Source organism: Porphyromonas endodontalis (assembly GCF_052173515.1).
Classification (GTDB): Bacteria; Bacteroidota; Bacteroidia; order Bacteroidales; family Porphyromonadaceae; genus Porphyromonas; species Porphyromonas endodontalis_A.
Genome location: NZ_JBQMYL010000008.1, coordinates 74,242 through 97,433, shown reverse-complemented (window position 1 = coordinate 97,433; position 23,192 = coordinate 74,242). Strand labels below are relative to the sequence as shown.

The 23,192-nt window shown below is 48.5% G+C and carries 12 protein-coding genes, 1 tRNA gene and 1 pseudogene; 7 read left to right on the top strand and 7 right to left on the bottom strand.

What is annotated here, in order from left to right; all coding sequences use genetic code 11:
* Nucleotides 1-157: 157 nt before the first annotated feature.
* The 6 genes and pseudogenes from ACTTHR_RS05460 to ACTTHR_RS05435 form a co-directional block, all read right to left on the bottom strand.
* Nucleotides 158-1,287 (bottom strand): annotated as a pseudogene (locus tag ACTTHR_RS05460) (IS256 family transposase).
* A gap of 319 nt (nucleotides 1,288-1,606) precedes the next feature.
* Complete coding sequence (locus tag ACTTHR_RS05455) at nucleotides 1,607-2,890, bottom strand: DUF5715 family protein (RefSeq protein WP_442605470.1); 1,284 nt, start codon at nucleotides 2,888-2,890, stop codon at nucleotides 1,607-1,609.
* Nucleotides 2,891-2,935: 45 nt separating this feature from the next.
* On the bottom strand, nucleotides 2,936-4,684 hold the full coding sequence (locus ACTTHR_RS05450) for a phospho-sugar mutase (protein WP_442605469.1): 1,749 nt from the start codon (nucleotides 4,682-4,684) through the stop codon (nucleotides 2,936-2,938).
* Between the two features lie 147 nt (nucleotides 4,685-4,831).
* Nucleotides 4,832-4,904, bottom strand: a tRNA-Thr gene (locus ACTTHR_RS05445).
* 90 nt (nucleotides 4,905-4,994) lie between these two features.
* Nucleotides 4,995-5,450, bottom strand: a complete 456-nt coding sequence (locus ACTTHR_RS05440; RefSeq protein WP_004334447.1) for a hypothetical protein — start codon at nucleotides 5,448-5,450, stop codon at nucleotides 4,995-4,997.
* A 42-nt stretch (nucleotides 5,451-5,492) separates the two neighbouring features.
* Nucleotides 5,493-8,114: a valine--tRNA ligase gene (locus tag ACTTHR_RS05435; protein ID WP_442605468.1), complete on the bottom strand. Its 2,622-nt coding sequence runs from the start codon at nucleotides 8,112-8,114 to the stop codon at nucleotides 5,493-5,495.
* Nucleotides 8,115-8,242: 128 nt separating this feature from the next.
* Between ACTTHR_RS05435 and ACTTHR_RS05430 the strand changes: the two genes are divergently transcribed.
* Both ACTTHR_RS05430 and ACTTHR_RS05425 read left to right on the top strand, forming a co-directional pair.
* A complete protein-coding gene (locus tag ACTTHR_RS05430) occupies nucleotides 8,243-10,369 on the top strand; it encodes an HD family phosphohydrolase (RefSeq protein WP_442605467.1) in 2,127 nt (708 codons plus the stop codon).
* Nucleotides 10,366-10,905 (top strand): shikimate kinase, encoded by a 540-nt coding sequence (locus ACTTHR_RS05425; RefSeq protein WP_442605466.1) that lies wholly within the window; start codon nucleotides 10,366-10,368, stop codon nucleotides 10,903-10,905. Before ACTTHR_RS05430 ends, ACTTHR_RS05425 begins: the two co-directional genes overlap by 4 nt.
* Before the next feature lie 88 nt (nucleotides 10,906-10,993).
* Here the strand turns inward: ACTTHR_RS05425 and ACTTHR_RS05420 are convergent, their stop codons facing one another.
* On the bottom strand, nucleotides 10,994-13,672 hold the full coding sequence (locus tag ACTTHR_RS05420; RefSeq protein ID WP_442605465.1) for a thiol protease/hemagglutinin PrtT: 2,679 nt from the start codon (nucleotides 13,670-13,672) through the stop codon (nucleotides 10,994-10,996).
* A gap of 255 nt (nucleotides 13,673-13,927) precedes the next feature.
* On the opposite strand from ACTTHR_RS05420, the gene ACTTHR_RS05415 reads away from it, so the two are divergent.
* From ACTTHR_RS05415 to ACTTHR_RS05395, 5 genes are all read left to right on the top strand, one after another.
* Nucleotides 13,928-15,151: a hypothetical protein gene (locus tag ACTTHR_RS05415; protein ID WP_442605464.1), complete on the top strand. Its 1,224-nt coding sequence runs from the start codon at nucleotides 13,928-13,930 to the stop codon at nucleotides 15,149-15,151.
* Between the two features lie 54 nt (nucleotides 15,152-15,205).
* The gene (locus ACTTHR_RS05410; RefSeq protein WP_442605463.1) at nucleotides 15,206-15,886 is read left to right on the top strand and encodes an HmuY family protein; all 681 of its coding nucleotides are present in this window, start codon (nucleotides 15,206-15,208) and stop codon (nucleotides 15,884-15,886) included.
* Between the two features lie 42 nt (nucleotides 15,887-15,928).
* A complete protein-coding gene (locus tag ACTTHR_RS05405; RefSeq protein WP_442605462.1) occupies nucleotides 15,929-17,938 on the top strand; it encodes a TonB-dependent receptor plug domain-containing protein in 2,010 nt (669 codons plus the stop codon).
* A 74-nt stretch (nucleotides 17,939-18,012) separates the two neighbouring features.
* Nucleotides 18,013-22,422, top strand: coding sequence for a cobaltochelatase subunit CobN (locus ACTTHR_RS05400; protein WP_442605461.1), 4,410 nt, complete (start codon nucleotides 18,013-18,015; stop codon nucleotides 22,420-22,422).
* Entirely contained in the window at nucleotides 22,415-23,191 is a 777-nt protein-coding gene (locus ACTTHR_RS05395; protein WP_442605460.1) for a hypothetical protein, read from the top strand. Before ACTTHR_RS05400 ends, ACTTHR_RS05395 begins: the two co-directional genes overlap by 8 nt.
* Nucleotide 23,192: the final 1 nt, after the last annotated feature.

Genomic DNA, 23,192 nt, shown 5'->3' with positions numbered 1-23,192 from the left:
GTGATTGCCGTGCTTGGCTTGTCAGACGAATACACTGAATGGGAGGAATAGAAAACTGAGATTCTTTCTTTTAGTAAGAAAATGCTAAAAGATGTTGGAGTGTCAAAAACTCATATTGGAATGATGTTGTTCCTTTTGATTTCCGAAGCATTGTGGATTATGCAGTAAAATAGTTTGCCAGTGGCATAGTCCATTTCTCACAGATGTTGCGGTAGGCCAGATAGACCAGTTTCTCCAGTGCCGTATCAGAGGGAAAGCCACCTTTGTTCTTCGTGATCTTACGAATCTGACGGTGATAGCCCTCAACGGTATTTGTTGTGTAGATGAGACGGCGTATCTCCTTTGTGTACTGGAAGAACTCCGTCAGACGCTCCCAGTTGTCACGCCATGACTTGATGACAATGGGATAACGCTCGCCCCATTTGGCTTCAAGGCTGTCAAGTTCAGTTTCGGCAGATTCCTTACTGACAGCGCCATAGACTATCTTCAGGTCCTTCAGGAACTCCTTCTGATGCCTGCTTCCAACGTACTTGATGGAGTTGCGTATCTGATGCACGATGCAGAGTTGCACGGCCGTATGTGGAAATACGCTCTGGATGGCATCCGGGAAGCCCTTCAGACCGTCTACGCAGCATATCATGATGTCCTCCACACCACGGTTCTGCAAGTCTGTAAGCACTTCCAGCCAGAAGTTGGCACCCTCTCACTCCTGGCCACGTACATGCCCAGCACATGGTAGATGGCACGAGTGACGGCACGCCCATTGTCGTCCTTTACCTTGTAATGGATCGCATCAAGCCAGCAGATTGCATAGACAGACTCCAAGGTGCGACTCTTCCATTCCTTTATTTCTGGCAGTACACGGTCTGTTATTGCACTGATGGTATCGGCAGACAGTCTGGTATTGAACTCACGCTCAAAGTAACGGCTGATCTCACGGGTACTGGTACCAAAGGCATACATACCGATAATTTGGTCCGCCATACCCTCTGCAAGAATCGTCTCACGCTTGCGGACTGTCTGAGGATCAAAACTGCTATCACGGTCACGAGGGGTATCTACAGTCACCTCGCCATACTGTGTCTGAACAGTCTTTGACATCGTTCCATTACGGCGATTGCCGGGCTCACGGCATTCTTCACTCAGGTGAGCATCCATCTCACCCTCAAGAGCGGCATTCAATATACGCTCCAACATAGGTGCCAAGGCACCGTCTTTTCCAAACAATGGCTTGCCAGTGCGTAACTGCTCGGCGGCCAACTTGTAATCAATTTCTTCTTTCTCCATAAAAAAACAAACTGTGTTAAACTACTTTTAATTGTAGCCTGACACAGTTTAATTTACACTCTCTTGCAAACGGAATAACAAGCGTTCTTTGTTAGGCAGAAAACAGCGAAGCCAAGTAGCTCGCTCGTTTCCAAATCGTTACCAGTTTAGTTATACAAACAAAGTAACTTCTTTATTTTCAATAAGTTGTATTTTAAGAATTATCTTGAGAGGCTAATGAGCTTTCTGATGAGAGCTAATGAGTATTAATCGAAAAGCAACGTACTTCCCTAGAGGGAGGGGCTGGGGCCCCGATGTGAAGGAGGGGAGAAAGAGAGACTTAACGCACAGACGTAGAGCGCTCTTTTGGGTTGCTCTCTTGGGGGCTACTTCCGGATTGGAGTAGGGTTTCGTACGCATCCCGAGCAAAATCCTTTAGAGAGGGTCTCCGACAATCTACGGTGATGTGGAAACAGGCCTGCTTCCGCTCATATTTGACGAGGCAACGACCTGCTGCACGGTACTGATAGAGTAGGGAGGCGAGGGCTCGCTTTAGTTCTTCTGTTTTGTCTTCGGAGCCATCTTCTTTCGTTGAGCTCCCCTCCGGTAGCATGATGTTGGAGCCCTCTTTGAGTGCTTCGGCTTGCTTCGAGATGGGATCGAATCGCTTCCAACTAATATCAATAGTGGTGCCGTAGCAGTGCGAACTCTCCTTGGCTGCATTCACATTTTTTCCGCCAAGTTCGTCACGTTGCGCCAAGGTACGAGTTACACTTGTAATGATGAACTTGTAGGGGGGTAGGTGGTGCGCCTTGAGCGTCTCGGCAAAGTCGGCTCCGAGGTCGTCGAGTAGGTCTTTAGCTTCGGGTACAAGGTAGGGGATGGAGTGCTCGAGCGAGTCTACTTTGTAGCGGTCGCATGTGAAAATCTCTACCATAGCATCCAGTGCCTTCGCACGAGAGGCAGAGTCTGCGATAGGTACAATGCCAAAGCGCCGAGCCGCCTCTATATGCACGGGATTTTCGTCATTAAATGTCTTGCCATAGTCGAGATTGAAGGTAGCTGCATAGTCTATACTCGTTGTATTTACATGGCTCTTCTCGGGAGTGATTTTATTGCGATTGTTCCCTAGGGAGAGCCCAATAAGTACAACAACAAGTACAATACCACACCAAGCAAACGAGCGATAAATCCTCTCTTTATAGGGGGAGAGTGGAGCGAAAAGTTTCCTAAAGAATGCTTTTACCGAGGATAAGAAAGGAAGATTAATCTTTTGAGTGAAGGCAAAGAGGGGGGCTATTTTCTTACCAACCCACCTCATTGCCCTGAGGGAAGCTCCCTCTAGTACAAGGTAATAATGCCACAATAGGCTACCTGCCTTCTTAAGGGCAACACCCCACCTGAGGAGTGTTGCACGCATCTTTTCGGATTGACTTCCCGTTGCAGAGCCCTCTCTTATGTCGTTGCTATCCATTGAGTCGGGAGAGTATTCATCTTCGGACGTCTTTTGCGAACGGGGCTTACGAAGTTTTTTCAGTGTAAGCCTCAGCCATTCGGATACGAGGGAAAAGAGATCTTCCAACTTACGGACGATACGAGAGACAACGGGAGGTAGCATCGGCATAGGAGTCATAATCAGAGATAAATATACAGGGAGAAGTCGTGTAGATTAGATACCAAGCTGCTCAAAGAGTTGGGCTATACGCTTATTGGCGCGTTGCTCCGCCATAGGAAGTTCTTCGGGCGAGGCTACCATCTCACGAATGCCTACATAGTACTTGATCTTAGGTTCTGTACCCGAGGGGCGAATAGAGAGTTTAGATCCGTCTTCAGCTATGTATTGCAATACGTTGCTGGTGTCAGGCATCACAAGGGGAGTAACTTTGCCAGTGGCAACTTCGCGTCGCTCGAGGGTAGAATAGTCGAGTACTTCTACTACGGGGCTACCTGCTATATCGCTAAGGGGGTGCTCACGATAATTCACCATCATAGCCAGGATCTCTTCGGCGCCTGTCTTGCCCTTGCGGATGATGTAGTGACCTTTGTCTGCAAAGTAGCCGTAGGTTGTATATACTTTGGCTAGGAGATCGTCGATGCTTAGCCCCTTGTCGAGAGCCCAGGCCGTCATTTCTGCAAAAATAGCACAAGCCGAGACGGAGCTTTTGTCGCGGATGAAGTCTTCCCAGAGGTAGCCGTAGCTCTCTTCTCCTCCGCCTATGTAGCGAGCCTTACCTTCGTTTTCTCGTATTACGTTGGCAATCCATTTGAACCCCGTATAGCAGTCGTGGAGCTTTACCCCCTCTTGCTGTGCGATAAACTTGATAAGGTCGGTAGTAACGATGGTCTTGATAACGTAATCGTCACTTCGGAGGTCGCCAAGTTCTTTGCGGCGGATGATGGAGTAGTAGGTCAGCAGCATGCAGATCTGATTGCCGTTGATGAGATGCATCTCGCCATTCTTCCCTCTAACAGCTACGCCGATGCGGTCTCCGTCGGGGTCTGAGGCGAGTACAAGATCGGCTTTGGTGGCTTCGGCTCGAGCCATGGCCAAGGTAAGCGCTGCAGGCTCCTCGGGGTTGGGAGATTCTACCGTGGGGAAGTCTCCGCTAATTACGTCTTGCTCCTCTACGTGTATGATGTTGTCGAACCCAAAAGCCTCCAAGGCGCGTGGTACCATGTAACGCCCTGTTCCATGGATCGGGGTGTACACAATGGGCATATCGTGGTGGCGTGCAATGGACTCGGGCGAGAGCGACAAGCCCTTTACAGCTTCGATGAAATCGCGATCCACCTCTTCGCCAATGGGGATGATAAGTTCGGGGCGGGCGGTATCTTTTACCTCAGCCATAGAGCGGATACGCGCTACCTCCTCAATGGTATTCACATCGTGAGGAGCAATCATTTGCGCGCCGTCGCTCCAGTAGGCTTTGTAGCCGTTGTAGATCTTGGGGTTGTGCGAGGCTGTTACCATTACGCCGCTCTGGCAACCCAAGTGGCGGATGGCAAAAGAGATTTCCGGGGTGGGTCTGAGCGATTCGAATAGGTATACCTTGATGTCGTTTGCCGAGAAGACCGCAGCGGTTATCTCTGAGAAGTAACGACTGTTATTGCGACAATCGTAGCCAATAACCACGGAGAGCTGATCGAGATCTGCAAAAGCCTTGTGGAGGTAGTTGGCAAGCCCCTGCGTTGCCATAGCCACGGTATAGCGGTTCATGCGGTTGGTACCGGCTCCCATGATGCCGCGTAGCCCTCCGGTCCCAAACTCAAGATCTTTGTAAAAAGCATCGATGAGGGCGGCGGGGTCTGCCTCTTCGAGCATTGCTTTTACCTCTTTGCGAGTTGCTTCGTCATATTCGGGAGAGAGCCACTTTTGGGCTTTTTCTGTCACCTTTGAGATTAATTCCTTATTGTCCATAGCTGTCTGAATTACTAACTATTGAGTCTTACTTCTCCACAAAGATAGTCAATGTAAATGGTGTTTTAGGGCAAAAAAGAAGAAACCTAAGTCCTCTTGTGGGAGGGGTCTTAGGTTTCTCTATTGTAACATCAACTCAAAAAAAAGAGCCGAAAGCCGGACTCGAACCGGCGACCTACTCATTACGAATGAGTTGCTCTACCAACTGAGCTATTTCGGCAACAGAGCGTGAGTACACACTCTCTTCCTGCGCAGGGGAGGAAAACAACGCCCCCTCCAATCAACGCGGTGCAAAGGTAGTAATTAAATCTTATTCGTCAAGCAAAGTACGGAAGAACTCGTCTAAATCTTCGTCCAGATGCTCCAGAAGAGGGGTGTCTAGTAGCGTCTGATCGTCGTGTACAAAAAGTAGCTCCTCGTCACTATCTTCCTTATTGTTAGCTAAGTAGACAATAGAGAGTGGCTCCCCAAAAGAGTCGTCGAAGAGATTTTCGTCGTAGAGTTGCTCTACAATACTTCGGAGTATTTTTTTTAGTTCTCGAGTATTGCTCTCAATGCCTAGAGCCTCCTTTTCTCCACCTTGGGCATAGTCGAATAGTATCTCTTCTGCCAAGATATTATCGTCTTCGTCGCTGATCGTAAAACGCCCTTCTGTGTAGTCTATGGCTACAAAGAGGTCGTAGTAGATCTTGTTTCGCTTGTGGCAAGTAGCCAAGGCTTGGCGGAAGGTTTTCTCCAAGATGAGAGCCGTTTTCTCTAGGGTCATAATCTCTTTTCTTGTCTAAAGTACTTATGGTAAACGATCTTATTACTCAAGATCTTTTAGTTGCTTCTCAAGAGTTGCAATACGAGCAAGTGCATCGGCCTCTTTCTTGCGCTCCAGGTCTACTACCGCTTGTGGGGCTCCGGAGACAAATCGTTCGTTAGAGAGTTTTTTGCGTACGCCCATCAAGAAGCCCTGTTGATGCTTGAGGTCTGCCTCGAGCTTCTCTCTTAGCGCCCCCTTGTCTATATAGCTATCGATAGGGATCGCGTACGACACAGTGCCAACGATAAAGGTGGCAGAAGAGCCGCCCTCCGTAGAGGAGGCTAGAGGGGTGCAGGTGGCACCTGCAAGTTTGGAGATGAGGCAATCTGCCATAGCCGGGTGTCCCTTGCCACATTGCAGGGTGAGAGACTCGGTACGCGCTATGTTGTGCGTAGTACGGACGTTGCGCACTTGGGTGATAACCTCGCGGGCGGCAGCAACCGTGGCTAGGAGCTCTTTGTTCGACTCTTCTAGCTTGGGCATGCGGGTGTACATGATGGTTTCCCCAGCCTTACGCGGTGCCATGTCTTGCCAAAGCTCCTCTGTGATAAAGGGCATAAAGGGGTGCAAGGTTTGTAGGAGTACCTCCAAATAATGCCGAGTAGCTGCAAGAGTTTGAGCATCCATGGGAGCCCCAAACGGAGGTTTGATAGCCTCTAGGTAGAAGGCTGAGAAGTCGTCTCGATAGAGCTTATAAGCCACCGTCATAGCTTCGCTGATGCGGTACTTGCTCATAAGATCGTCAATTTCTAGGAGAGCCTCTGTCAAACGGTGGCGGAACCACTCCACAGCTTGGAGGTTCGCCTCACCGGGCTTTGCCGTAGCATCTGCCTGCCAATTGGAGATAAGTCTGTAGCTATTCCAAATCTTATTGCAGAAGTTGCGCCCCTGCTCTAGCAGGCTTTCGTCGTAGAGAAGGTCATTACCGGCCGAGGTGGCCATCATCATACCTACGCGCACGCCGTCTGCTCCATACTTCTCGATGAGGTCGAGCGGATCGGGCGAATTACCCAAAGTCTTAGACATCTTACGCCCTTGAGCATCACGCACAATACCCGTAAGGTACACATCACGGAAGGGGCGTTGGCCACGATAGCGATAGCCTGCAATGATCATTCTTGCCACCCAGAAGAAAAGAATATCCGGGCCGGTAACGAGGGCTGCTGTGGGGTAATAGTAGTTGAGATCTTTGTTGTTTTTGTCGTCAATATCGCCAAAGACTGTGATAGGCCAGAGCCAAGAAGAGAACCAAGTATCTAGGCAATCTTCCTCTTCGCGTAGGTCTGCCAACGTAAGGGAGGGGCAGCCTGTTTCTTTTTTTGCTTTCTCCAGTGCTTCTTCGGGAGTAGGAGCCACGACAAATCCACCTTGGGGCAGGTAGTAGGCAGGGATGCGGTGCCCCCACCAAAGCTGGCGGCTAATGCACCAGTCTTTTACATTCTCCATCCAATGGCGGTATGTGTTCTTAAATTTGGCAGGGATGAGTCGTACCTCGTCTTTTTCTACCGCCTCGAGAGCCGGCCCGGCAAGTTCTTCCATTTTGAGGAACCACTGCATCGAGAGCTTGGGCTCGATGGGTACTTGTGTGCGTTCGCTACATCCTACCTTATTGGTGTAGTCTTCTTCTTTTATCATAAGCCCTGCCGCTTGTAGGTCTTGGGCTATCTTGCGGCGGACATCGAAGCGATCCATCCCGGCATATGCTCCCCCTTTTTCGTTGAGGGTACCGTTGTCGTTGAATATATCAATGGTCTCTAGGCTGTGCTTTTGTCCTAGATTGTAGTCGTTAATGTCGTGAGCCGGGGTTACCTTGAGGCAGCCCGTACCAAACTCGCGATCCACATATTCGTCGGCAATAATAGGTATGGCACGACCCACAATGGGGATAATAGCGTGCTTGCCAATGTACTGTTGATAGCGAGGATCCTCAGGGTGTACGCATACGGCAGTATCGCCCATTATGGTTTCGGGGCGTGTGGTGGCGATGGTCAAGAAGTCATCACTTCCTTCAATATTGTAACGCAGATAGTAGAGCTTGCTGTGCTCTTCTCGGTAGATAACCTCTTCGTCCGAAAGGGCTGTTTGCGCCTTAGGGTCCCAATTGACGATACGTACCCCACGATAGATAAGTCCACTCTCGTAGAGGTCACAGAATACCTTTATAACGGAGCGCGAGCGGTCTTCGTCTAGCGTGAAAGCGGTGCGATCCCAATCGCAAGAGGCTCCTAGTCTTTTGAGCTGCTCAAGTATAATGCCTCCATGCTCGTGTGTCCAGTCCCAAGCATGTTTGAGGAAAGTCTCTCGTGTTAGGGAGCGTTTGTCGATACCTTGCTCGGCAAGACGTGCTACTACTTTGGCCTCGGTTGCAATAGAGGCGTGGTCTGTGCCCGGTACCCAACATGCGTTGTACCCTAGCAGACGAGCACGGCGTACAAGCACGTCTTGTATGGTATTGTTGAGCATGTGTCCCATGTGGAGTACCCCCGTAACATTGGGGGGTGGGATTACCACGGTATAGGGTTCTCGCTCATCGGGAGTAGAGGCAAAATGCTTCTGCTCCAGCCAATATTGATACCATTTGCTCTCTATCTCGGAGGGGTTATATACAGTCTCGTTATTCATTTTACTATATCGTCAGAGTAGGAAAAAGAGGCAAAACAGCTGCCTATTTGACTGCAAAGGTAGGAAAAACCCCTATCTTTGTGACCTATTCTTCCTCATGTTATAGGGCAAGTTTTGATTAGAAGATTATGAAGATAACGATACCTAAGCATACCAATCTCCGTACACAGTCACTATTTGTGTTGCTGGCAGTTGCATTTGTTATTCTGCTATTCTCGCCACGCGACCACAAGTTTATGTACAATTTTGAACGCGGGCAGGTGTGGCAATACGAGCTCCTTATTGCTCCGTATGACATTACCATCCTAAAGCCTCAAGAGCAGTTGCAAGCGGAGCGAGACAGTGTTGCACGGAATATCCTCCCCTATTGCCGGATGGATAAGTCCGTGGCAAAGGAGAAGATTTTGCTTTGGAGTCATGATTACGCCAGTCGCTGGAAAAAAGAGCTCTCACCCGATATTGAGGTATTCGTACGGAATTATCTGGAGGAGACTTACGACCATGGGATTATCGATGATGCCCTGTATCAAAAGCTTCTCCAATCCAAAGAGGAGGAAGATGAGGAGATGCCCATAAACGAAGTCAATCTATTGTATGACCAAAATGAGAGCCGAAAGCATCCAACCACACTCTTCCTTACGGTAAAAGAAGCCTACCAGCAAGCCATTGACCGCTGTGTAGAGGCAGGATACAACCCCGATATTCTGAGAAGAATCAATCTAGAGAATTATCTGAGAGCCAACGTTTCTGAAGATGTGGCAACTCGTAATAGCGTTATTCGTGAGGAGCAGAAAAAGATCTCCAACTCTACGGGTATTGTGGTAGCAGGCAGGCGCATCATAGATAAGGGGGACATTATAGACGATGCTACCTACAATGTGCTGGCGAGCTATAAGAAGATGTACGAAGAGAGGTCGGGCAACGATCGTACCTACATAGGACGCGTAGGGGGGCTTTTGCTCATTGTGATTGTATTGCTCCTTGGGCTTTGGCTCTACTGGCTTATCTTCCGCCCCTCCATCTTCCGGCAGCTTAAAAATACGGTGTTTATTGCCGCCAGTATCCTCTTCTTTGTCTTGCTTACGGAGCTAACGGTCACGCTATTCCAGTTCGATGTATACATCATTCCCTATTTGATACTGCCCCTATTGGTGCGTATATTCTTCGACTCACGTACGGCCTATTTCTCCCATACCATTACAATTTTGCTATCGGCACTTTTTGTTGCCCTGCCTCTTGAGTTTATTCTTCTTGAGATGGTGGCAGGTATGGTTGCTATCTTCAGTTTGAATAACTTGACCTCTCGCTCCCAGCTTATACGTACCACATTCCTTGCTTTCTTGAGCTACTCCATACTCTCTGTTGCTCTCTCTCTCATGCGCAATGGAGCTCTAGAAAATGTCGATGCCTTGCACACGTTGAGCTTTGGTATCAACATGATTTTCTTGATGTTTACCTATGTATTGGTGTATCCTATGGAGAAGCTCTTTGGGTATATCAGTAATATCAGTTTGGTAGAGTTGAGCGATATAAATCGACCCCTATTGCGGCAGCTCTCGGAGAATGCTCCGGGGACTTTCCAGCACTCTATGCAGGTCTCTATCTTGGCAACGGATGCCGCGCAGAGTATTAATGCCGATGTACAACTCACCCGCACGGGGGCTCTCTACCACGATATTGGTAAGATGCTTAATGCTCCCTTCTTCACAGAAAATAATCAAGGAGGGCGTAATCCTCACGAAGATCTATCCTACAAAGAAAGCGCTGCCATTATCATAAAGCATGTAACAGAGGGAGTGGCTCTTGCACAAAAGCACAAATTGCCCCCTCAGGTAATTGATTTTATTCGTACCCACCATGGTAGAGGGTATACCAAATATTTCTATACGATGTACTGCAATGAGCATCCCGGGGAAATTGTTGACCTTGCTCCCTTTTCTTACCCCGGCCCGAATCCTTTTAGTCGGGAGACCGGGATCTTGATGCTTGCCGACGCCGTGGAGGCGAGTAGTCGCAGCCTCAAAGAGTACACTGTGGAGTCTATCACCGCTTTGGTGGAGCGTATTGTAGATGGTATTGTGGCAGATAAACTTCTTGACAATACCCCTCTTACGTTCCGCGAGATTACTACCATTAAAGAGACTTTTGTGAGTAAACTGCTCACGATGAATCACTCAAGAATCGCGTATCCGAAGCTCAATAGGGAGGAAGCCACAGCCTCTACTCCCAACGAAGAAAAGAGAGAAGAGAAATGATAAACCGGGATACACCTATCTTTTTGGTCGGCTATATGGGGGCGGGCAAGAGCACCATAGGACGGAGGCTCGCAGACCGAATGGAAAGGAAATTCATCGATACGGATATTTTTATCGAACAGCGATTCCACGAGAGTGTGGCCAATATGTTTGCCTCGGTAGGCGAAGAGGCCTTTCGAAGGCGCGAAGCGGTGGTAATAGAAGAGCTATCCGGATTCCCGAATGCCGTGATTGCAACGGGGGGCGGTCTGCCCTGTCATCATGGGAATATGGAGCTCATGAATCAATGCGGAGTTACGGTTTTCTTACAAGTCTCTTTGGATAATTTGGCCAAACGTATTGAGCTATGTAAGAGGACACGCCCCACGGTAAGCCATCTCTCGGGAGAGGCTCTTGAGGAGCATATACGGCAAGCAATGGAGGTGAGGCTCCCCATTTACCGGCAAGCACAATACACAATTCCCTGCGACGAGATTTGTACACCTAAAGATGAAGATCAGGTGGCAGAGCAGATTGCTCTTCTCCTAGCTGGGTAGTCTTTACTCGGGATAAATAAGAAGGGTAGATAGCCATCTCTTGGGAGGCTATCTACCCTTTGTTTTTAGGGGTTTGGGGAGGAACGACTTATCGAACGAGTAGGGTTGTCGTTAGAGTTTTCCCATTACTTGTCGCGCAACGTACGATATATTCACCGGCCATTAGCTGGTTGGTCGGGATTTGGAAGCTCTGAACTCCATCAACCTTGTACGAAGCGATATGCTTGCCATCCATGGTTTCTATTGAGATTTGCTCTATAGGCAGGATGGTACGTAGGGTTGTTTCGGTAGTTGCAGGGTTGGGATAGAGCATAATCTCCTGGGGTATGACTTCAATCCCCCCTTCGTTAGAGTTTTTGAGAACAAAGTGTACGGGCACTTTTATTGTACCAAAAATCTTCTGTCCGAAGTCTGATAATCCAAATTGATCCGACACTACCGTTAGGATGCGTAGTAGTCCATCTTTCCCAGCAAGGAAACTGAATTCTTGCCCCAACGAGAACATGGGAACAAAATATTTCTTCTCTCCCTTTCCAATTTTTCCGGAGAGGGCGTTTGTAGAAACTGCTAGCACTTCCACATTCCCTTCCTGATCGTTGTATCCGGTTGTCAGGAGAGCTCTAATGGCCGCTTTCGACCCCGTTGGATCGTAGAGGGAGCCTTCGTTGCGTATTTCAAACTTGCAAGGGCGTACGTTGTTGTCGGTACATACAATTTGTATAGGCCCCTCGGTGACTAGTTCGCAGACCAAGGTGGCGTCTGTATAGGAGCCGGGAAGTTTTACGATGCAATCCTTGGCAATGCGGCGAGCTGCGGAGCGAGCCATGCGATTGTTGTAGAAACCGAAGTCAGTACCGGGCTCATCGGGATTGAGACGAGGTATGCGGAGATATAAACTTGCTTTGCTGTCTTTGGGGAGAATGGGGCGGAATCCGGAAAAAGTAATCTCAGCATCCCCTTCTGCAGGTACTGTTATCATCTGCACTCCGGCTGAGTAACGATAGTCGGGGGTGCCCTCCTCTCTATCAAAAGACTCGCTGTCTACACAGAAGAGCTGTGCGGGGAGGTACATCTCGCGTTTGCTTGAGTTGTGTGCTGTAAAGGTGACTTCGCTCTTTTCGTAGCTGTAGAGTCTGTCTGTCTTTACAGTTTTGGGGTCTACTGAGAGCCAATCAATGGGTACGTCGTACTCTATCTTACTTACTTTGTGGTCTGCGATGGTGATAAATGCAATGGAGGGCTCGTCATAGAGGAAGTGTAGGGGTTTGTAGTCATTCTTCTCAAGTGCATACTCTAGCTTTAGAGTGTAGGTGCCATCGGCAAGATCCTTGACTTCGAGGGTATCTCTACTTATATAGGGAATATACACAGATAGATCCCCAACATCCGGGTGCCCCTCTTTTACTCGCATCTCTTTACTATCATACATCGCAAAGCGTAGGGTGCAATGCATCAGTGTTTGGGCGCTTTGCATGTAAATCCCGGCCATGGTTATTTTTTCTCCTCCGGAGTTGGGAAGGATTTTAGCGCGAAGGGATACGGAAGGCGTACTGAGAGGAGCTTTTTCTCCGCATTGTCCATCTCGGCAAGGAGCAGCTCCTACCACGATGGATTGAGCATAATCGTAGAATCCCATACCGGCACCTGTCCCTAATGAACTAGGTTGCAATGCTGTGAGTCGGTAGTAGGCATTGGCTTTTCCTCCCCAACCCCAGTTGAAGTGGAATAGCCCTTTATCATCGTAACCATCACAAACAAAGCAGTGCCCTCCTTCCCCTTGACCGAAGAAGATGACCGGGCGCTCATTGTCGAGTTCTGTGCGGATTGTTCCTTCCCATTTTTCTTGATTTACCTGTCCGCGATAGAGTAGATGTGTCTCTCCACTATATTTGAAAAAATCTCGGAGTGCACGCACTATATAGGTGTCCAATGCACCACTGCCGCGAGAAGAGTAGGTCATATCTACGGCATGCCCGGCATCGCGCATCAAAAGACCATATGCCTTTGCCACCACTTCTTTGTTCTCGATCGTATTGGGGTCGTAGGTCCCGGGCATGTTTGCCCAGTCGTAGTGGGTGTTAAATGTTACAGAACGAGTAATATGAGGAGTGTACACAGAGTCGATGTAAGTGTGGCTACCGGTACCTACGTCGGGCCATTTATGGAACCGCAGCACTTGAGCTAGAGCGGTAGCTACACATCCCGTAACACACTTACGGCTTGTAAAGGGATCAACGGGGCACTCGCTATTGAATGGATACCCCTGATCCCATCGGATTTGTTCTTTTTCGAGGAGGGGGGCTACTTGCTTTTGAGAGGCTTCCCTAGTACTCTTTGGGCTTGTGGAGTAAAACATATCAGTCCGATAGAAGGTCTCTATCTCCTTGTCAATACCCTTGAGCCAGTAGAGAGCTTCGCGGGGAGCTGTCTCCATGGAGAAGTGCCCTTCGTACGAATAGGCAAGTATTTGCTCCAGACGATCGTCTCCGGAAACAATCACGAAGCCATCATTTTCTCCTCTGTTGTATATATAGTAGTAGGTAGGAGTAATTACCTCTGATGCACGAAGATGTGTTTGCTTCGCTTGAGAATTTTGAGGACGATGGATATAAGAAAGTGTGAGCGAGGGCTCCGAAGATCGCAGTGAGCTACCACGGAAGAATTGTTGAGCAATACGTAATGAAACCTCCGGAGAGATAGGAGTTGCCCACGCGCTGCCTAGGCATAGAACACAGCCCAGAGCCAGTAGGAAAAATCTTTTAAGCATCTTGCAGGAAAGCGATTTAGTTATTTGTTGTATATGTTTAATAGGAGACTATTGTCTCTTATCGCCTGCAAAGCTAGAAAGATTTGGTGTTAAAAGGCTTGATAAAAGAAAGAAATTTTCCCATCTATACCGAAAAGTAATCATTAATATAGCGAAAATACCTATAGGTTGGTATTGTAGGAGGCTTCTTAGTGTAGCTATCTTTGCACTCAGTTATGGCGATAACTACGCAAACAAATAGAATCCACTATAATTATGAATGCCAACAAATTATTTTTATCGCTGCTCTTAGGTGCTAGTAGTATCGTAGGGGCATGGGCGCAGCATGCCGTGAAGCGTGAGTACTTCTGCGACCCTGCAAAGTATCAGTATCGCTTGAAGTCTTACAAGCATTATGGTCAGCTCTTTACCTACAACTACGACGAAAAGGGATATGTGAAATCTCTTGTGGTTACCAATGACGACGGCTCTCTAGAATCTCGGACTCTTTTCTACTACAACGAAAAGGGATACTTTATTCGACTCGATGATTATGGTCGTCCTAGGATAGCTACAGGGGAGTTTGATATTGTAAGTAGGCGGAATGACTACGAACGTAATGAGAAGGGACAGGTTGTTACTTTCTCTATATACCAGCTCCTAGGTGAGGATAAAGATGATGAAACTCTTACCAAGACGATGGAAGGTAAGTTTACCTACAACGAAAAGGGTCTAGAGAGTGAAGCTATCTTTACCGCAGGGATAGAGGGAAGCACCAATTGGGCACCTTTCCGTAAGTGTACGGTTGTGTATGATGCACAAGATCGTATCGTAAAGCTAGACCAAGTAGCTTATCCCGAAGTAGGAGAAAAGTTGATGGACGAAGTACTTGAGTACAACGAACGTGGACAAATCACCAAACTTGGGTACAATTCCCACACCGGGAACAAAAATGGAGAACTCCTTTTCAAATACGACAACGAAGGGAATCTGCTAGAAAGTGGCGACCCGGACTTCCCTGTTACCTACACTTACGAGAATAAGAGTTTGGTGTGTGATAAGGTATTCTTCCCTGTTCCTCCCATGGCAAGAAGTCTCTACTATGAGTTGCGTAATAACCTTATTTTCTCTCTCGGATTCCCTCTCTTTTACACCCTTCCCACTACAGCTCCTAGCAAAGAAGTCATGAAGATGGCCGGAGATGATGGCGAAGATGAGGACGAAAACGAAGGAATGTTTGTCTACGAATCCGTCCCGATGAGTAACGTCTTGATACCTGCTGTAGAGAACAATCTTAAACCCACTGTTGCCGGAGGACGTCTCTCGGTGGAACTCCCTAACGAACTTGTAGGACAATCCTATTTCCTCTGCAATGCAGAAGGCGTGCTACTACAGCGTGGCGTTATCTCCTCTGAGCTCCTCACTCTTGAGGTAAGCGATCTCCCTCATGGAACCTACCTCCTAAAGGCAGGGAACCAAAACGCAAAAGTCCTCCTTTAAGGATCTAAAAGAGAACTCAACACAATAATAATCGCAAAACAAAACTACAGAAGTATGAAAACTAGATTTTTCTTGGCACTTATAGCTACTAGCTTGGTTTTGGGGGTTGCATCATGCCGCCCGAACCAAACTCCTAAACCCGGTCCTACCCCAACTCCTAACCCTCCTGCACAAGAAGAGGTAAAGGGATTGAAAGGCTATGTTGATGCCTCTAAGTATGAGAAGTGGGTGTACTATTCGCTTAAGGACAATAAAGAGGTAGAAGTGAGTGACTACAAGAATAGTGACGCTTGGGATATCGCTTTCCATCGCTTTGACATTCGTCTCAATTGTGGCGAAAGTGGTAAGGGTAAAGGTGCTGCTGTTTTCTCCGGCGTAACCGAGATGGAAAAGGCTACCAAGGTACCTACAGAAGGCTGGGTTACTGATGCCATAGGTACTATAACCATTAAGTTTAGCATGGGAGGTGGCTCTCACGATAGTAATCACGAGCAAACAGGTTACAATCACTTGATTACAGGAAAGAAGACCGAGCGTGGTGATATGTCTGGTGGTTGGCTTGATTACGACCTCGGCAACATGCCTCCCAGTGTTCGTTTGTCAGGGAAAGTTTTCTTTGTAAAGTGTGCTGATGGCAAGATTGCTCGCATTCAGTTTACCGATTGTAAAGACAAAACGGGACGCAAGAATGGTTTCATCTCTTTCACTTACGACTACAATGTGAGTGTAAAGTAACCTCCATTCTCCCCTCCCTTCAACTATTTGTATAATAAGACTATGAATTATTGTACCCTAAAGCAGGCTGTAAAAGGCCTGCTTTTTGCGTGTTTATTCTCAAGTTTTAGCTCTGTAGCTATTGCTCAACAGCCCTACAAAAAAAAGAAAGCAGGGCAGGAGAAGCACCAAACTCACGCAAGCCAACTTGATAGTATTGCTAAAGAGAATACCCTAGACAACGTAGTCTGCACGGGTAGTCGCACTGTTCGGCTCATGAAGAATGAGCCCATCCCTGTACGCCTTATTAAGGCAAAAGAAATAGAAATGCTTGCACCACAAAACTTTCGGGATCTATTACAGTATGTACTTCCCGGGGTCGAGTTTACAAAGCATGGCTCACAAGATCGTATCAATATGCAGGGATTCAACTCCAGTTCCTTGCTATTCCTCATTGATGGGGAGCTAATTTCAGCAGGTACGGGGAGTGACATCGATTTCAATCGTATCAATCCGGATGATATAGAGCGCATAGAGGTCTTGCGAGGGGCATCGTCTGCACTCTATGGATCCAACGCTATTGGAGGTGTAATCAATATTATAACCCGACAAGCCAAAGTGCCTTTGCGTGTGGGGGTGTCGAGTACGATAGATAGTAGGCGAGACCTGAAAGAGAACCTTTCTGTTGGGCTTAAACAAGGAATCTTCACAAGCCAAACCGGGGTACAATTCACAAAAGACAACGGCTATACGGTACGTGATGAGCAGAGTAACCGAGAGGTGGAAATCACGGGCAATAGAGCCTGGAATATCTCCGAAAAGCTCACTATAACACCATCCGAGAGACTACAATTCTCCCTTACAGGGCGTGCCAACCTGCGTCGTCAGCTTTGGGAAAAACATATCAATTACCTCTATCACTCCTACGATGGTATAGCAGGTGTACGCTGGCAGATCAGCGAAAAGCAGGGGCTTGACCTCTCGTACCACTACAACAATTATTCTAGAGACTCTATTTTCCCTCTAGCCCCAACAGAACCCAAAGCACCTGTATTTCGTCAGCAGATGCATCATGCTCGTGCTCAGTACAACTACGACATTGATAAGCTACAGCACATCAATCTCGGGGGGGAGTATCTATTTGACGAGGTCGCTTCGGATCGCCTCCGTACGCTAAACAACGGCAAACCTAAGCATATACAGAGCGGGGTAATCTACGGTCAGGGGATCTTCTCGGTCCTTGATAACGTTACTTTGAGCTATGGTGGTCGGCTCGACCTCCACTCCGGTTTTGGAGCGCATTATACTTCTCGTATCTCTGCCATGTACAAACCCACCGAAGAATTGGCTCTCCGCTTAACCGATGCGCAGGGGTATCGTGCGCCCTCCATGCAAGAGCTTTATATGTTTTTTGATCACTTGGGCATGTTTATGATCTATGGGAATGAGGCGTTGAAGCCCGAGGAGAGCCATATGGTTTCATTCTCTACTGAGTATAAAGCCAAAGAGACAAGTCTAATGTTCAATGCTTTTTTCAATAAAGTAGACAATCGCATACAGACTGTAGCGAGGGTACGGGATGGGAAAAGCGAACAATTCTATGACAACATTAAGGGTACGAGTCGCATCTTTGGTATTGAGCTCCAGGGGCAGCAAGCCCTACCCTGGGGGTTTAGTGTGCGTGGCTCTTACTCCTATACGCATGACTGGCATAAGGTAAAAGACAAAGCGGGTAATGAGGGACTGCGTACGGCCACCCACCCACACTCTGCCTTGCTAGCACTAGATTACGGGAAGTACTTCAGCAATAACTATTCCCTCAATGCCTTCTTTATGATGCGTTGGATGTCTGGTTTTACCTCGTCGGAGTATGACGACAAATCATTGCTTACACCGCAACGTACGCCCGGTTATGCCACAGCTCGTATTGGTATAGAGCAACGATTCTTCAGACATTTCCATCTCAATTTGGGTATCGACAACCTCTTCAACTATCGTGTTAAGGTTGTCAATACCAATGTTTTGCCCACGCCCGGGAGAGTCTACTCGGCGACCCTTCGTCTCCAATTCTGATGTAGCTCCCTTGGTTTAGCCATCTAGATGGCATCCTCAAAACGCCCTACTTCCCGTAAAAGAAATAAACTCCTATGAAACTATCGAAACGAACAAAAACGCTACTCTTTGCAGCCCTTGCCCTCGTGGCAGTTGCTGTGCTTTGGGGGATATTCCGCCCCAAACCCATCAAGGTAGCTTTGGTAAACTTCCCCCAATTTATGGTGGCTCGTGCCATCTCTTCTGCCGACGAAAAGAATGCAACCGTCAAGGTAGAAGACGACCTTTCCCAACTTGAGAATTATGATTTTGTACTCGCTTTTGGGATGGGGCTTAAGTGGGCTCCCGAAGATCGAGAGCTGGTACAAAAACTCATCGAAGAGAAGAAGTGCCATGTGCAAGTATTCATGGCGACAAGCCCCGATAACGAGATATCCTCCCTCACAGAGGAGCAATCTTCTCTCGTAGTCTCCTATTTCAGCAACGGGGGGGCTAAGAATTATAGATCGGGATTCAACTATATCCGTCAGGAGATATTGGGTAAGTCACTCCGAGAGGGGAGCATAGAAAAGCCTGTTAGTTTTGGAGAAAATGTATTCTACGGAAAGACGGACGATGATCTCTTCTCTTCCCTCAAAGAGTACGAAGCCTACTACAAAAGCAACGGCTACAAAGAGGGAGCTCCTAAGGTTGCCATGCTCATTAGTTTCGCCTCTCCCACCAACTCCAACCGAGAGCATATAGATGAGATAGTAGCCTCTTTGGAGGAGAGTGGACTCAACGTGTACCCCTTCTCTGCCGGGGGAGATCGCCTAAAAATAATCCAAGAGATTAACCCGGATCTTCTAATTTATATGCCCCATGGCAAAATGCTATCGGGCAATACAGACCCTGCTATCAGCTACCTCCAGCAGCAAAATATACCCATTATAGCCCCTCTTACCATTGTTGCCGAGAGGGAAGATTGGCTTGCCGATAAACAAGGTTTGGTGGGAGGTTTCCTCTCGCAAAGCGTCTCCACGCCCGAGATTGACGGGGCTATGATACCCTTTGCTCTTGTGGCTTTGGAGCGCGATAGTAAGAGTGGATTGCAATACTTCCATGCTATCCCGGATCGTCTAGAGACCTTTACCCGACTGGTCAATAACTATATATCGCTCAAGCGCAAACCTAATAGTGAGAAGCGCGTCGCCATTTACTACTTCAAAGGCCCAGGGCAGAATAGCCTCGTTGCTCAGGGGATAGAGGTGCTTCCCTCGCTCTATAACGTGTTGCTAGAGTTGCGCAACCAAGGGTACAAGGTCACGGGTCTGCCCTCTACGGAAGCCGAGTTTGAGAAAATGGTGATGACCCAAGGCGCGCTCTTCAATAGCTATGCAGAGGGTGCTCTTGCGGACTTTATTGCTAAGGGATACCCCCAATTCGTCTCTACGGATAGCCTCCAAAGCTGGATGAATGCCGTCCTTACTCCCAACCAAAGAGAGGCACTTGCCAAAAAATATGGAGCTGCTCCTGGGGAGTACTATACCATGCGAAAAGGCGACAAAGAGGGTATTGCCGTTACGGCCGTGCCCTTTGGTAATGTGGTGCTTCTCCCTCAGCCGGGTCAAGGAGTCGGCGATAATGACTTCAAGGCAGTGCATGGTGCTAATCCCCTTCCTCCCTATCCCTATGTAGCTTCTTACCTCTGGGTGCAAAAGGGATTCCGTGCCGATGCCATTATGCACTTTGGTACGCATGGTAGTCTTGAGTTTATCAACGGCAAGCAAATTGCCCTCTCGCAAGAGGATTGGACCGACCGCATGATCAACGACCTCCCCCATATATATTACTATACAATTGCCAACATTGGGGAGGCGATGATAGCGAAGCGCAGAAGCTATGGAGAGACGGTTTCGTATCTCGCACCTCCTTTTATCGAGACAAGACTTCGGGGTGATGTGGCCGATCTACTAAAGCTAACGGATCAATACTTAGCAAGCGAAACCGATAACCAAGAGCTATCTCTTCGTATCAAAAACCTGGCTATCAAAAAGGGATTCCACAGAGATCTTCATTTAGATTCCATTCGTACAAAACCCTACAGTAGGGAAGAAATAGAGAGCCTATCCGACTTTGCCGAGGAGCTGGCCGTAAGCAAAATACCGGGAGGGATGTACCGTACGGGTATTGCCTTCTCTCGTGAGAAGATCCATAGCTCCGTGCTACACATTGCTACCGATCCTATTGCCTATGCCCTTGCTGCTCTCGACCGCCACAGAGGCAAGTACACCCAAAAGCAGCAAGATAATGAACGCTTCTTTACTCAGCATTACCGAGAACCTGCCGAGCGTGTAGTGCGTCAAGCTCTAGCCGCGCATCAAGTAAATACGGAGGCTGTGCTCACCTCTTTGGGCGTTACCGCTGAGGAGCGTCGCCTTGCCGAGCAACTTATTGCCAAAACGGAAGCCAACAATGCCGCTATGATGGGCTCTATGGGTGCTATGAAAGGCGGTGGTATGGGAATGCCGATGGGGGCAATGAGTGGTAAGAAGCCCGCTTCTATGGGAGCGGAAGGAAAGGATAAGAAGGGTGGTCACCCAGGCGGTATGCCTCAAGGGGCGGACAAGAAGGGTGGTCACCCGGGCGGTATGCCTCAAGGGGTGGACAAGAAGGGTGGTCACCCGGGCGGTATGCCTCAAGGGGCGGACAAAAAGGGCGGTCACCCGGGGGGTATGCCCCAAGGGATGGACAAGAAGGGGAGCGGCAAGATGCCCCCTGCTATGATGGAGGCAATGAAAGCAATGCAGCAAGAGGCTCTATCGCCCGACGAAAAAGCATTTGTTGCCAGCATGCAACAGCTCCGTCATTCCATCAATGCCATTGTAGGCTACTACGATAAACTCATGCAAAGCCCCCAAAGGGAGCTATCCTCTATTGTGAATGCTCTCAATGGCGGTTACCTTGCGCCCTCCCCGGGTGGTGACTATATTGCCAACCCCGAGACACTCCCCACAGGACGCAATCTCTACTCCATTAATGCCGAGACTACCCCCACGGTAGCGGCATGGGATAAGGGAAAGAAGCTGGCAGAAGATCTCCTTGCCGACTATAAAAAGCGTCACAATGGAGAACTACCGCAAAAGGTTAGCTTCTCTCTCTGGAGTAGTAGCTTTATCGAGAGTGAAGGAGCTACAATAGCAGAAATCATCTATCTACTCGGGTGTGAACCTGTGCGAGATATGATGGGGCGTGTACAGGATATTAGGCTTATCCCCATGGAGCAACTCAACCGCAAACGTATAGACGTAGTGGTGCAAACTTCGGGTCAGTTGCGCGATTTGGCAGCCTCTCGTCTCTACTTGATCCAGAAGGCGGTAGACCTAGCTGCCAAGGAGAGCGGAGAGAAAGACAACGAGGTAGCCAAGGGGGCTGTTGATGCCGAAAAGGTACTGCTCGAGAAGGGACTTTCGCCCAACGAGGCTCGCTCCCTGAGTACGCAGCGTGTATTTGGCGGTGTCAATGGCAATTATGGCACAGGGATACAAGAGATGGTAGAGAGTGGCGACCGATGGGAAAAGGAGTCGGAGATTGCCGACGTATACCTCAATAACATGGGTGCCATATACGGTAGCAGTGAACAATGGGGTGACTTTGAAGCCGGATTGTTTGAGGCGGCTCTGCAAAATGTAGACGCTGTGGTACAACCGCGTCAAAGCAACTCTTGGGGGCCGTTAAGCCTTGACCATATCTACGAATTTATGGGGGGCTTGACTCTTACCGTGCGCCAAGTAACAGGGAAAGACCCCGATGGCTACTTCAACGACTTGCGCAACCATCATCGTACCCGAGTACAAGAGATGAAGCAAGCCATAGGCGTAGAGGCACGTACTACCATACTCAATCCTACCTACATCAAGGAGGTAACCAAGGAGGGGCAAGGGGCTGCATCTGCTCTAGCCGAGACCATCCGCAACACTTATGGGTGGAACGTAATGAAACCCTCTGCCATAGACAAGGAACTCTGGGACGATATATACAATACCTATATCAAGGATGATAAGGACTTGGGGATCCGAGACTTTTTCGAGCAAAACAACCCTGCTGCTCTCCAGGAGATCACGGCGGTGATGATGGAGACCATCCGCAAGGGAATGTGGAATGCCTCGCCCGAACAGCGAAAGGCAATTGCCGAGCTACATGCCGAGGAGATAGAAAAGTTTGGAGCCGGGTGCAGTGGATTTGTTTGCGACAATGCAAAATTGAGAGATTTCATTGCCAAGGAAATCCCTGCCGAACAGCAACAGAGCTACCAAAAAGCCATTCAGAAGGTGCGCAATCTCTCGAGCGAGCAAAGCAAGGATGCCCAACTTCTCAAGAAGGAGGAACTAAACGCCGATGATACATCAGCCATAGAACGCCCCTCTCAGCTCTTCTTGTTTGTGGCCATTGGGGTAGTGGTGGTGCTCATTATCATCTTTGTTATCTATCGTAAACGCAAGTTGCGTCAGCAGAGTAATGAGTGAAATACTATTGATTGTTGCTCTTCTTGCCATCCTCAAATGGATGATAGAGGAGGGGATACACTCGAAGGCAGCTTCTCTCTTAGCAAAAAGGGAGGGCTCGCCTTCGGGGGCATCTAAGAGGGGGAACTACCTAGGGCTTATCGTACGAGGAGGGCACGCCTTGCTGTATGTGGCGTTCCTGGCTGTGGTGCATTCTATTACGATGAATAGTAAACTCCACGCTCTAGAGGAATTGCTCTACACGCCACAGGCTCTGCAAGATATGTCCCTTTTGGTAATGGTAGACCTTCTCTATGTGGTCTATCTCTGCGTACACCGTAGTACCTACTCGCGGAGGTGGTGGCGTACGCTTTCTCGTAGCTTCGCCCCCATTATGATGTTCCCTACACTTTTCTACGTACGTCTACGATTGTTTTACGTCTTGCCGGGGGCTTCTTTCCTTGGGGTAACTCTTGCGCTGATGGCCGTAGTGGCTTTGCTAACCCTTGCTGCTCCCTACCTATTGCGAGCCATAGGGATGGGCGACGAACTACTGAGAGAACTTGCTATTTTGCTCTCCCTTCTGCTTTTCTTCGTGGTGGTGGCTGCCGGAGTATTGCACCCCGATAGTGCCGTGCGAGGAACCGGAGCCGACGTGGATTGGCTGATGGTTGTTTATCTCATTCTCTTTGTCTTGAGTATGGGAGTCGTCGGCTATCTCTTCTCACATTGGGTTATTCCCTATATCCAACTTAAACTGAAAAAACGCACAACTAATAACTCTAAATAAA